The 11,729-nt window shown below is 70.5% G+C and carries 12 protein-coding genes; 10 read left to right on the forward strand and 2 right to left on the reverse strand.

Translation table 11 applies throughout. From position 1 onward, the window contains the following. The first annotated feature begins 191 nt into the window (after positions 1-191). The 4 genes from ACFWVE_RS23695 (at position 192) to ACFWVE_RS23710 (ending at position 2,529) form a co-directional block, all read left to right on the forward strand. The gene (locus ACFWVE_RS23695; RefSeq protein WP_384017322.1) at positions 192-1,403 is read left to right on the forward strand and encodes a pyridoxal phosphate-dependent aminotransferase; all 1,212 of its coding nucleotides are present in this window, start codon (positions 192-194) and stop codon (positions 1,401-1,403) included. Between the two features lie 95 nt (positions 1,404-1,498). Further along, positions 1,499-1,921 carry a hypothetical protein gene (locus ACFWVE_RS23700; RefSeq protein ID WP_384017325.1) on the forward strand — a complete coding sequence of 141 codons (423 nt, stop codon included), beginning with the start codon at positions 1,499-1,501 and terminating at the stop codon, positions 1,919-1,921. Between the two features lie 105 nt (positions 1,922-2,026). Continuing rightward, entirely contained in the window at positions 2,027-2,170 is a 144-nt protein-coding gene (locus ACFWVE_RS23705; protein ID WP_384017328.1) for a hypothetical protein, read from the forward strand. A 218-nt stretch (positions 2,171-2,388) separates the two neighbouring features. After that, positions 2,389-2,529, forward strand: a complete 141-nt coding sequence (locus ACFWVE_RS23710; RefSeq protein ID WP_384017331.1) for a hypothetical protein — start codon at positions 2,389-2,391, stop codon at positions 2,527-2,529. Positions 2,530-2,855: 326 nt separating this feature from the next. Here ACFWVE_RS23710 and ACFWVE_RS23715 read toward each other — a convergent pair whose 3' ends face one another. Next, on the reverse strand, positions 2,856-3,110 hold the full coding sequence (locus ACFWVE_RS23715; RefSeq protein WP_384017334.1) for a Scr1 family TA system antitoxin-like transcriptional regulator: 255 nt from the start codon (positions 3,108-3,110) through the stop codon (positions 2,856-2,858). Between the two features lie 169 nt (positions 3,111-3,279). Between ACFWVE_RS23715 and ACFWVE_RS23720 the strand changes: the two genes are divergently transcribed. From ACFWVE_RS23720 to ACFWVE_RS23735, 4 genes are read left to right on the forward strand one after another with little or no spacing between them, the layout of a single operon-like run. Further along, a complete protein-coding gene (locus ACFWVE_RS23720) occupies positions 3,280-4,356 on the forward strand; it encodes a substrate-binding domain-containing protein (RefSeq protein ID WP_384017337.1) in 1,077 nt (358 codons plus the stop codon). 15 nt (positions 4,357-4,371) lie between these two features. Further along, positions 4,372-5,547, forward strand: a complete 1,176-nt coding sequence (locus ACFWVE_RS23725) for a toxic anion resistance protein (protein ID WP_384017340.1) — start codon at positions 4,372-4,374, stop codon at positions 5,545-5,547. Next, positions 5,544-7,139, forward strand: a complete 1,596-nt coding sequence (locus ACFWVE_RS23730; protein WP_384017343.1) for a substrate-binding domain-containing protein — start codon at positions 5,544-5,546, stop codon at positions 7,137-7,139. The genes ACFWVE_RS23725 and ACFWVE_RS23730 overlap by 4 nt, the downstream gene beginning before the upstream one ends. Next, the gene (locus tag ACFWVE_RS23735; RefSeq protein WP_384017346.1) at positions 7,126-7,728 is read left to right on the forward strand and encodes a hypothetical protein; all 603 of its coding nucleotides are present in this window, start codon (positions 7,126-7,128) and stop codon (positions 7,726-7,728) included. Before ACFWVE_RS23730 ends, ACFWVE_RS23735 begins: the two co-directional genes overlap by 14 nt. 241 nt (positions 7,729-7,969) lie before the next feature. Here ACFWVE_RS23735 and ACFWVE_RS23740 read toward each other — a convergent pair whose 3' ends face one another. After that, positions 7,970-9,805, reverse strand: coding sequence for a phosphoenolpyruvate carboxykinase (GTP) (locus tag ACFWVE_RS23740; protein WP_384017349.1), 1,836 nt, complete (start codon positions 9,803-9,805; stop codon positions 7,970-7,972). Between the two features lie 365 nt (positions 9,806-10,170). Here ACFWVE_RS23740 and ACFWVE_RS23745 point away from each other — a divergent pair, with 365 nt between their 5' ends. Together ACFWVE_RS23745 and ACFWVE_RS23750 are read left to right on the forward strand one after the other, a co-directional pair. Further along, a complete protein-coding gene (locus tag ACFWVE_RS23745) occupies positions 10,171-10,899 on the forward strand; it encodes a hemolysin III family protein (RefSeq protein ID WP_384017352.1) in 729 nt (242 codons plus the stop codon). A gap of 84 nt (positions 10,900-10,983) precedes the next feature. After that, positions 10,984-11,715 carry a Mut7-C RNAse domain-containing protein gene (locus ACFWVE_RS23750; RefSeq protein ID WP_384017355.1) on the forward strand — a complete coding sequence of 244 codons (732 nt, stop codon included), beginning with the start codon at positions 10,984-10,986 and terminating at the stop codon, positions 11,713-11,715. The last annotated feature ends 14 nt before the right edge of the window (positions 11,716-11,729 follow it).

An 11,729-nucleotide genomic window follows, 5' to 3' on the forward strand; every position in this document is an offset into this window, starting at 1 on the left:
GGGAGGCGCCCGCGCGGGGGAGGCTCGGTGCGGAGGTGATGGAGCGGCTTCCACGGCGGCTTCAACGATCACGGCCGGGAACGTTCCCACAGCGCTCCGTCACGGGCAGCCGGACATTCCGCCCCGACCGACACGTCTCACGTGGCGGATAACACGCCGCAAACGGCATTACCGGGCCGTAAGCTCCCACCATGCAGGTGATCCAGTCGACCAAGCTCGCCAACGTCTGTTACGAGATCCGGGGCCCGGTGCTCGAGGAGGCGATGCGACTGGAGGCAGCAGGGCACCGCATCGTCAAGCTCAACACCGGCAACCCGGCGGCGTTCGGGTTCGAGTGCCCGCCCGAGATCCTGGAGGACATCCTCCGCAACGTGTCGTCGGCGCACGGCTACGGCGACGCGAAGGGGCTGCTGGCCGCGCGCCGGGCGGTCGTGATGCACAACCAGACCCTCGGCATAGAGACCGACGTCGAGCACGTCTTCATCGGCAACGGCGTCTCCGAGCTGATCGTGATGGCGATGCAGGCCCTGCTCGACGACGGGGACGAGGTGCTCGTCCCGTCGCCGGACTACCCGCTGTGGACGGCGGCCGTCTCACTGTCCGGCGGTACGGCGGTGCACTACCGGTGCGACGAGCAGTCCGACTGGATGCCGGACCTCGCCGACGTGGAGCGCAAGGTCACCGACCGCACCAAGGCGATCGTCATCATCAACCCGAACAACCCGACCGGCGCGGTCTACGACGAGGCGATGGTCAGGGGCCTGACCGACATCGCCCGCCGGCACAACCTGCTGGTCTGCTCGGACGAGATCTACGACAAGATCCTCTACGACGACGCCACGCACACCCCCACCGCCTCGATCGCCCCCGACCTGCTCACCCTCACCTTCAACGGCATGTCGAAGGCGTACCGGGTGGCCGGATACCGGGTCGGCTGGATGGCGATCTCCGGACCCCGCGCGCACGCCGACTCCTACATCGAGGGCCTGACGATCCTGGCGAACATGCGCCTGTGCGCGAACATGCCGGGCCAGCACGGCGTGGTCGCCGCCCTCAGCGGACGTCAGACCATCAACGACCTGGTGCTGCCGGGCGGCCGGCTGCGCGAGCAGCGGGACACGGCGTACGACCTGCTGACCCAGATCCCGGGCGTGACCTGCGTGAAGCCGAAGGGGGCGCTGTACCTCTTCCCGCGGCTCGACCCCACTGTCTTCAAGGTCAAGGACGACCGGCAGATGGTGCTCGACCTGCTGCGCAGCGAGAAGATCATGGTCGTGCACGGCACGGGCTTCAACTGGACGGAGCCCGACCACTTCCGGGTGGTGACCCTGCCGTCGGCCGACGACCTGCGGGACGCGGTGGGCCGGATCGCCCGCTTCCTGGACGGCTACTGCCAGGTCTGACTCTGCGTGCCCACTTCGTCCGGTTCTGTCAACTGCTCAACTTTAGACGAATTCTAAGCTAGGATGGCTTCCTGATAGCACTCAGGAGGCCATCCATGTATGAACCGATCCGCACCAAGTCGGTCCACCGCGCGATGGCCGACTCTCCTCACGACTTTCCCCGCCGCTCCCGCGAGGAAGAGCTGGACATCCAGCTCGCGGGCCATCTCGACGCACTGCTCACCGTCACCGACGAGCTGCGCGCCGTGGCACCCTCGGCCGATCTGGACACGGCGGCCGAGCGGCTCGCCGCGCAGGTGACCCGCCTGCGGGGAGGAAGCGAGCCGGCCCGAGCGTCGGCGACCACGAGCGGGAGCGCGCCCCGCGTCACCACCCTGCACCGACAGGCGCACGCCCTCGCGGGCCGCGCCCTGGTCGTCGCCGCCTCCCGCGCCGACACGGTGGCCGCCATCCTGGCCGCCGAGCGGATGGACGCGCACACCGCGGCCCTCGAACCGCGCGAACTCGCGTCCCACTGAGCCCCGCCCCGGGGCTCCCACCGACGGCCCCGGTCCGCGTGCACCCACAGCGACGCGCGGACCGGGTGCCACGCACCAGCCACCGCCGGGGTCACCGTCCGGACGGTGACCCCGGACAAGTCCAGCCGGCCGGAGAAGATCAAGGCGACCTCGCCCAGGGTCACCCTGGCCGAGGTCGCCCACTCGTACTCGAACGCGGGCACGGACGGCGCCAGGATCCGCACCCGCGCTGACGGGTCACCGGCCTGAGGACCACCTGCACCTGCGACAGCGCCGGCCGCTTCTCCCACGCCGAGGAGGAGAAGGGCACCACGCCGAACTCCTCCTGGCAGTACCGCTACGGCCAGGCAGGCAATCCCACCGGCCAGGACGTCGGACAGGGCTGCCCGCGCGCCACCCAAACGGTCGACTACGCCCAGCAGATCATGAGCGACCCCTTGGTTCTGCCGTCCCACGGAGGAGCTCTCGTGCGGTCATCCGCCGATCCGGCTGTCCTGGCCCACAAAGGACTCGATGGTGTTCCTCTCCGGCTGTTGGCCGGAATCGTCATCGTGGTCTTCGTGGTCTTCGTGGTCTTCGGAGTCGCGCAGGCCCGTAAGAGGAAGTAGAACCTGAATTGTCGGCGGTGGGCGGCCCTTGTCCAGGGCGCCGCCCACTGCCGGTGGTCCGTGCGGGCGGTGTGTGGAAGCGGACAAGGCTCTGCCGAAGCCGGCCGTGGCGCGCTGCGGAGTCACTGGCCGTCGTGGTGCCCGGTGGAGGCGACCGGTGCGATCGCCCTCCGGCCCCGCACCTCGATTCGGTGCCCCTGTGTGTGCGGTTCGATCGCGGCGGCCGGCGGGATCCCGGTGCGGGCGTGCTTGCTCGATCAGGGCGAGGGACGCCTCCGGAGGCAGTGCGGCGGCCCTGAGCAGATCGCATGCCTTGCGATACCGCGTCACGAGGGCCGGATCGTCCATGGTGTCCCGCTGTACTGCGACTCCAGGTGGACCGGTGGAGAAGCATCGGGAAGGGTCATGGCCTTGGCCATGCCCATCATGAGCGGGTGCGGGCCGCAGTTCCGCGGAAGGATCCGGGAAACAACCCGGTGACGCCGTGCCGGCTCAGCGATGCGCTCCAGCTGTTCGGCGTTCCGCTCCGGCGGCAGGATCGGTCGGCGCAGCAGCGACAGGCCGAACACGGTCCGGCACATGAGGAGTTGGTCCGCGGCCTCGAGAAGGGAGCGGTGGCCGTGACGACGTGGAGGCTCCCGGGCACCTGGTCCGGAGTGGCCGGTTCCCGTTGCATACCGGTATCACGAGGACACTCTCCGTTCACCCGGGCCGCCCAGGAATGACGGATTCCGGAGGGACGCTCCGCGTGTGAGACGAATCGCAGGGATCATCCTCGCGGTGCTGCTGATCGGCGGCGTGGTGGCTGCCGTCGTCGCAGGCCGGGACAACGAGGAGACAGGCACGGCAACGAAGACCGTGCGCATGGTCATCGGGTCGGAGAAGGCCGAGTTCTTCGCAGATCCCGACGTGGTGAAGGCCCTGGACGCCAAGGGTTACACCGTCGAGGCCCAGACCTCCGGGTCCTGGGCCATGGAAGGGCTGGACCTCACGGGGTACGACCTCGCCTTCCCGTCCAGCCAGGCGCCGGCCGCCGAACTCGCCGCCAAGCACAAGGTCCAAGGCTCCCTTCCCCGCCCGTTCTACTCGCCCCTCGTCGTCGTGGCCCACAGCGGGGCCGCCGAGGTGCTCGCCCGGAACGGGCTGGCCACACTGGACGGGCGGAGCCGGGGGACCCTGAGGATGGACGCCTACCTGGAGGCCGCCGAGGACGACCGGACCTGGCAGGAGCTCGAGGGCGCGGGCGAGTACGGGGAGCTGACCGGCACCCTCTACATCTCCAGCACAGATCCGGAGACCTCCAACTCGGGCGCCCTCTACCTGGCCGCCGCCTCCTACGTGGCCAACGGCGGCAAGGTCGTCTCGAGCGACGCGGAGGTGGGGCGCGCGGCACCGCTGATGCGGAAGCTGGTCAGTGTCCAGGGCGCGCAACAGGCCAGCTCCGACGCTGTCTTCCGGGACTTCGTCAGCGGCGCGGGCAACCCGCTCGTCCTCATCTACGAGTCCCAGGTGGCCGCCCTCCTCGGTGAGCAGCAGAACCCCGACGACCTGGTCGTCCTGTACCCGGACACCACGGTCAACAGCGACCACACCGTCGTCCCGCTCACCGACGACGGCAAGGGCCTGGCCGAACTCCTGGGCACCGAACCGGCTTTGCGCAAGCTGGCGGTCCGGCACGGTTTCCGGCCGCAGGGCGACCTCGCCGAGTTCGAGCAGGCCACCTCGCGGCGCACCGCGTATCTCAAGCAGGAACTGACCGGCGTCCGTCAGGCCCCCGTGCCCACCTCCGCGGTGCTGCGCGAACTGGCGCGACGGGCGCGGGGATAAGGGGGAAGGATTCACGTGACGAACACCGGAGGGGACTTCGTCCTCACACCGCCCGAGGCCGTCGCCGCCGTGCCGCGGGAGAAGGCCGGCGGACTCGTCCCGGTCGAGGACGGTGTCCGCGAGGAGATGGCGGCCAGGGCCGCCGCGTACGTCGAGGGCCTGGCCGCCCTGGACGCCCGCTCGCCCGAGTTCGCCGGCAAGGTCGGCGAGATCACCGCGCTGGGCGCCGGTGAGATGCGCACCGCCACCGCGCAGTCCAACCGCATGCTGGAGCGCACCGTCCGCAGCCTGCCCGGCAAGGGCGGGGACGCCCAGTCCAAGGTGGCGGGCTCGCTCGTCGAACTGCGGCGTGTGGTCGAGGACCTGGACCCGCGGGACCTGCCGGCGGGCAAGGCACGCACGTTCCTCTCCCGGCTGCCCGGCGGCAACAAGCTGCGCGACCACGTCGCCAAGTACGCCTCCTCGCAGTCCACCCTGAACAGGATCGTGGGTTCGCTGCGCGGCGGGCAGGACGAACTGCGGCGTGACAACGCCTCGCTGCAGACCGAGCGGGTCCGCCTCTGGGAGAGCATGGGCAAGCTCCAGGAGCACGTCGTCCTGACCGAGGCCCTGGACGCGGCCGTCGAGCGGCACATCGCCCAGGCCGAGGCGGGCGATCCGGCGCAGGCCGACGCGCTGCGCGCCGACGTCCTCTTCCCGGTCCGGCAGAAGCAGCAGGACCTGCTGACCCAGCTCGCGGTCTGCGCGCAGGGCTACCTCGCCATGGACGTCGTACGCCGCAACAACGACGAGCTGATCAAGGGGGTGGACCGCGCGGCCACCACGACCGTGTCGGCACTGCGGATCTCCGTGATGCTGGCCTCGGCACTCGAGAACCAGAAGAAGGTCGTCGAGCAGGTCGACGCCCTGCGCGGGACCACCGAGGAACTGATCCGGTCCAACGCGGAGATGCTGGCGACGCAGAGCGGGGAGATCCAGCGCATCGCGGCCGACCCGGCGGTCGGCGTCGAGACGCTGCGGGCGGCCTTCCAGCAGATCTACCGCACCCTCGACGACATCGACACCTACAAGGTGCGGGCGACCGAGGTGATGGCGGCGACGGTGGAGAGCCTGACCTCCGAACTCCGGAGCGCGAGCACGTACCTGGAGCGCAGCCGGTCGCAGAACTCCCTGGAAGGCGGCATCGGATGAACCACCGGCCGGACGTGACGAGATGTTCGCCCGCCGTGCGGCGCCGCCGCCCGCCGGCCTCCCTGCTCGCCGCCGGGCTCGCGGCCCTCACCCTGCTGACCGCGTGCACGTCCTCCTCCGGCGACGAGGAGCAGGACGGCAACGAGCCCCGGCCCGGCACCCTGCGGGTCCTCGCCTCCAGCGAACTCAGCGATATGGAGCCGGTGTTCGAGCAGGTCGAGGAGGACACCGGGGTCACGCTGCGGCCCACCTACATGGGCACCCTCGACGCCGTGGACCTGCTGGCCGAGGGGAAGGCGGACGACCGGTACGACGCCGTGTGGCTGTCCTCCAACGACTATCTGCGGCTGAACCCGGCCGCGGAGAAGAGGGTCGTCTCGCAGACCCCGGTCATGTCCAGCCCGCTCGCCATCGGCGTCAAGAACCCCGTCGTCCGGGAGTTGGGATGGAAGCCCGCCGAGGTCACCTGGTCCGACATCGACGAGGCGGTCCGAGGCGGGAAGCTCACCTACGGGATGACCGACCCCAACCGCTCCAACTCGGGTTTCTCCACGCTGATATCGGTCGCCTCGGCACTCTCGGGAGCCCAGTCCGCGCTCACCGACGCGGATGTGGCGAAGGCACGCCCGAAGCTGAAGGAGTTCTTCAAGGGACAGAAGCTGACGTCGGGTTCGTCGGGCTGGCTGGCCGGCGCGTACGCCCGCCGCGGTGACGTCGACGCGCTCCTCAACTACGAGTCCGTCCTGCTGGGCCTCGACGACCTGACCGTGATCCGCCCGAAGGACGGCGTGGTCACCGCCGACTATCCGCTCTCCTCCCTGGCCGCCACGGACGCGGACACCCGCGACAACGTGCGCCGGGTGACCGAGTCGCTGCGCTCGAACGCCGTGCAGCGGCTGATCACCGACCGCACGCTGCGCCGCCCGGTGGTCCCCGGGGTGGAACCGGCGGCCGGCCTCGACGACGGCCGGCGGCGCGAACTGCCGTTCCCCGGCAGCCTCTCCGTCGCCGAGGGCCTGCTCGACTCGTACCAGAACGAACTGCGCCGCCCCTCGCGGACGGTGTACGTCCTCGACACCTCCGGCTCGATGGAGGGCGACCGCCTCGACCGGCTGAAGAAGGCCCTCACCGGCCTCACCGACGACTTCCGGGAGCGGGAGGAGGTCACGCTGATGCCGTTCGGCACGGACGTGAAGAGCGTGCGCACCCATGTCGTCAACCCCGACGACCCGGAGAAGGGCCTCGCCGCGATCCGCCGGGACACCGGGCGGCTGTCCGCCTCGGGCGACACCGCGATCTACTCGTCGCTGGAGCAGGCCTACGGCCGTCTCGGCGGCGGCGAGGACACGTTCACGTCCATCGTGCTGATGACGGACGGCGAGAACACCGCGGGTCCCGGTGCCGGGGCGTTCGAGGACTTCCACGCCGGGCTGCCGGACGGGCAGACCGACATCCCCGTCTTCCCCATCCTCTTCGGCGACTCCGACCGCGCGGAACTGGAGGACATCGCCGAACTGACCGGCGGCCGTCTCTTCGACGCCCGGAAGGGCTCGCTGGACGGCGCCTTCGAGGAGATCCGTGGCTACCAGTAGGGCGCTGGCGTACCTGGAGTCCCGCAAGAACCTCGCCGGCAGCGCGGGCGGGCTCGTCGGGCTGGTGCTGACGTTCACGGGCGTGGCCGGGGTGTACTGGCCGGTCGTGGTGGCCGGTCTGTACGGTGCGGGCGCGCTGATCGCCCCGCCGGAGCGGCCGGGTCCGCCGGACTTCCCGGACCCGTCCGCGCAGCTCGACGAGGTGCGGGCCGACTTCGAGCGGCTCGAGGCCTATCTCGCGGGCGTCGACCTGCCGGACGCGGCGGCCGGCCGGCTCGGCGAACTGACCGGGCTGCTGTCCGCGCTGCTCGACCCCGACTGGGCGCCCGAGATCCTCGCCCAGGACCCGGAGGCCGTCCACGCCCTGTCCCGGGCGGTACGGCAGGACATCCCGGAAGCCGTCGACACGTTCGTGCGGACGCGCTGGTGGGCGCGGTTCACGCCGGGCCAGGAGCCTCCGGAGCGGCACCTCGAACACCAGCTCGGCCTGCTGAGCACGGAGGCACTGCGGCTGGTCGAGAGCGTGGGCGAGGAGGAGCGGCAGCGGCAGCGGACGCTCTCGCAGTATCTGAAGGACCGGTCGAAGTAGCGGGGTCGGGCTCGCCGGGTGGTGGGTGGTGACATGGCGAAGGCCCGTCGCCGCCCGTTCCCGTCGGGGCGGACGGGTGGGTGACGACAGGCCCAGGGCCCCCCACGCCGTTGTGCGGGGCCTCGCCGGTCTGGGGTGCGGTCACCGCGGCCGGCCGTGACGAGGGTGCTGGTCAGGGCGCGATCGGTGCCGGCCGCGGCGTCTTGGGGGTCCTCCGCGGCGGGAGGACCGGCGGGCGGGATCAGCCCAGGCGCCGCACCAGGGCGTGGTACTGGTCCCACAGCTCCGTGGGGGTGTGGTCACCGAAGGTGTTGAGGTGCCCGGGAACCAGCGCGGCCTCCTCACGCCACACGTCCTTGTCGACGGTGAGCAGGAAGTCCAGGTCGGAGTCGGACAGTTCGAGACCGTTCGTGTCGAGGGCCTCCTTGGTCGGCAGAACGCCGATCGGGGTCTCGACGCCGTCCGCCGTGCCCGCCAGACGCTCCACGATCCACTTCAGGACGCGGCTGTTCTCGCCGAAGCCGGGCCACACGAACGTGCCCTCGTCGTTCTTGCGGAACCAGTTGACGTAGTAGATCTTCGGCAGCTTGGACTGGTCCTTGTCCTTCGCCACGTCGATCCAGTGGCCCATGTAGTCGCCCATGTTGTAGCCGCAGAACGGCAGCATGGCGAACGGGTCGCGGCGCAGCTCGCCGACCTTGCCCTCGGCGGCGGCGGTCTTCTCGGAGGCCACGTTGGCGCCGAGGAAGACGCCGTGGTTCCAGTCGAAGGACTCCGTCACCAGGGGGACGGCCGTGGCACGGCGCCCGCCGAAGAGGATCGCGGAGATCGGCACGCCCTTGGGGTCCTCCCACTCGGGCGCGATGATCGGGCACTGGGAGGCGGGCGTGGTGAACCGGGCGTTGGGGTGGGCGGCCGGGCTGTATCCATTTTCCCGGGCCGACTCGGGCGTCCAGTCGTTGCCCTTCCAGTCGGTCAGGTGGGCCGGTGTCTCCTCGGTCATGCCCTCCCACCACACGTCGCCGTCGTCGGTGAGGGCGACGTTGGTGAAGATCGAGTTGCCCCACAGGGTCTTCATCGCGTTGGCGTTGGTGTGCTCGCCGGTGCCGGGCGCGACGCCGAAGAAGCCGGCCTCGGGGTTGATCGCGTAGAGGCGGCCGTCCTCGCCGAACCGCATCCAGGCGATGTCGTCACCGATCGTCTCGACGGTCCAGCCGGAGACCGTGGGCTCCAGCATGGCGAGGTTGGTCTTGCCGCAGGCGCTCGGGAAGGCGGCGGCGACGTACCTGGACTCCCCCTGCGGCGGGGTGAGCTTGAGGATCAGCATGTGCTCGGCGAGCCAGCCCTCGTCGCGGGCCATGACGGAGGCGATGCGCAGGGCGTAGCACTTCTTGCCGAGCAGGGCGTTGCCGCCGTAGCCGGAGCCGTAGGACCAGATCTCGCGGTCCTCGGGGAAGTGCGAGATGTACTTGGTCCGGTTGCAGGGCCAGGGCACGTCCTTCTGGCCGGGCTCCAGGGGAGCGCCGACGGAGTGCACGGCCCTGACGAAGAAGCCGTCGTCGCCGAGCTCGTCCAGGACGCCCTGGCCCATGCGGGTCATGGTGCGCATGGAGACGGCGACGTACGCGGAGTCGGTGATCTCCACACCGATCGCGGACAGCGGCGAGCCGAGGGGGCCCATGCAGAAGGGCACGACGTACATCGTGCGGCCCTTCATGGAGCCGCGGAAGACGCCCTTCTCACCGGTGAAGATCTCCCGCATCTCGCCGGGGGCCTTCCAGTGGTTGGTGGGCCCGGCGTCCTCCTCCTTCTCGGAGCAGATGAAGGTGCGGTCCTCGACGCGGGCGACGTCGCTGGGGTCGGAGGCCGCGTAGTAGGAGTTGGGGCGCTTGACCGGGTCGAGTGCGCGGAACGTGCCCCTGTCGACCAGTTCCTCGCTCAGCCGCTGGTACTCGGCCTCGGAACCGTCGCACCAGACCACGTGGTCCGGCCGGGTCAGCTCGGCGATCTCGTTGACCCAGGAGATGAGTCCCTGGTGGGTGGTGGGGACGCTGGGAGCCGCGATGTCGCGCGCCACGATTGCTCCTAAGTGAGGGTTCTTGGTCTGGAGGGCCCCGTGGGGGCTGCGGCCCGGATGCTTCACGGTGGAATCTTGGGCGCTCATCCGGTGCCGACCGCACTCATTTGATCCTCCGATGCGAGTGCCCATCTGTCCAGGGGGTCTCACATGTGAGCAGAGTGACGATGGCCACGGTTTTCCGGGAGGGCCTACGCGCACGCTGGGTCTCTTTACGTGCACGTTGCGTTCACCGGGTCATCTTTTTACCGGAATGCGCCGCGGGGTGTACTGGCGAGTAGGCCGCATGAGATCATGGCCACTTCACGGCAGCCGATCCGCCGGACCGATTCGTAACTTACGGTTCCGTAGGTACGATTGCAGTCATGACAGCGTTCGTCCCCGACGCCTCGGACTCGCCCGACGCGCCCGCGGACCGGCCGGCCGAAGGCCGCGGACCGGTCCCGACCTCCCTCCCGCACCCGGTCAAGCCCAAGCTCCGAGGCTGGCTGCACCTGGGCATGTTCCCCGCCGCCCTGGTCGCCGGGCTGGCGCTCGTCGCCCTCGCCGACTCGACCCGGGCCCGCGTCGCCTGCGCGGTCTTCGCGCTGACGGCCTGCCTGCTGTTCGGCGTGAGCGCCCTGTACCACCGGGGCGACTGGAGCCCGCGCATGGACGGCGTGCTCCGCCGCCTCGACCACGCCAACATCTTTCTGATCATCGCCGGCACCTACACACCGCTCACCATGCTGCTCCTGCCGGAGGCGAAGGGGCGGTTGCTGCTGTGGGGCATCTGGGCGGCGGCCCTCGCCGGGATCGCCTTCCGGGTGTTCTGGGTGGGCGCCCCGCGCTGGCTCTACACCCCGTGCTACATCGCGATGGGCTGGGCCGCCGTCTTCTACCTCCCCGACTTCATGCGCAGCGGCGGCATCGCCGTCCTGGTCCTGGTGATCGTGGGCGGCGTGCTCTACAGCGCGGGCGGGGTGATCTACGGCCTCAAGAAGCCCAACCCGTCACCGCGCTGGTTCGGCTTCCACGAGGTCTTCCACTCCTTCACCCTGGCCGCCTTCATCGCCCACTACGTGGGCATCTCCCTGGTGGCCTACCAGCACTGACGAGCCGGGAGCGCCCGGGCTCCCCGGACGGGGGCGGCGGGGAAATCCCGGGGCCGCGGGCCGCGCACATGACATCCTGACCCGGTGAACGGTCCCGAGATCCATGTCGAGTTCGCCCCCGACCTGCTCGTCTTCGTCCCCCGGGCACGCACCGCCGGCGCCATGAAGGCTCCGGCCGACGGCGTCTCCACCCTCGGCCACGTCGTCGAGTCCCTCGGTGTCCCGCTGACGGAGGTCGGCGCGCTGCTCGTGGACGGCCGCGAGGTGCCCGTCTCCCACCTCCCCGCCGCGGGTGAGTCGGTCACCGTCCGCCCCGTCGCCCACCCCCAGCGCGTACCCGGCGCCCCGCTCCGCTTCCTCCTCGACGTCCACCTCGGCACACTGGCCCGCAGGCTGCGGCTGCTGGGCGTGGACACGGCGTACGAGTCGACGGACATCGGCGACCCGGCCCTGGCCGCCCGGTCCGCGGCCGAGAAGCGGGTGATGCTCAGCCGCGACCGCGGGCTGCTGCGCCGCCGGGAACTGTGGGCCGGCGCGTTCGTCTACAGCACCGGGCCCGACGAGCAGCTGCCGTACGTCCTGGACCGGTTCCGGCCCGAGCTGCGCCCCTGGACCCGCTGTACCGCCTGCAACGGACTGCTCCGCGCCGCCACCAAGGACGAGGTCGCCGACCAGCTGAAGAGCGGCACGCACCGCTCGTACGACGTGTTCGCCCAGTGCGGCGACTGCCACCGCGCCTACTGGCGGGGCGCGCACCACGACCAGCTGGAGGCGATCGTGGAACGCGCGCTGAGCCGGGTCGCCCAGGGGAACTGAGCGACCCGGCCGTT

The organism is Streptomyces sp. NPDC058632, assembly GCF_042717095.1.
Lineage (GTDB): Bacteria > Actinomycetota > Actinomycetes > Streptomycetales > Streptomycetaceae > Streptomyces.

Coding starts and splice junctions, on each gene's coding strand:
- ACFWVE_RS23745 (WP_384017352.1), top strand. CDS start 10,171: ATGACAGCGTTCGTCCCCGACGCCTCGGACTCGCCCGACGCGCCCGCG.
- ACFWVE_RS23700 (WP_384017325.1), top strand. CDS start 1,499: ATGTATGAACCGATCCGCACCAAGTCGGTCCACCGCGCGATGGCCGAC.
- ACFWVE_RS23715 (WP_384017334.1), bottom strand. CDS start 3,110: ATGTGCCGGACCGTGTTCGGCCTGTCGCTGCTGCGCCGACCGATCCTG.
- ACFWVE_RS23730 (WP_384017343.1), top strand. CDS start 5,544: ATGAACCACCGGCCGGACGTGACGAGATGTTCGCCCGCCGTGCGGCGC.
- ACFWVE_RS23695 (WP_384017322.1), top strand. CDS start 192: ATGCAGGTGATCCAGTCGACCAAGCTCGCCAACGTCTGTTACGAGATC.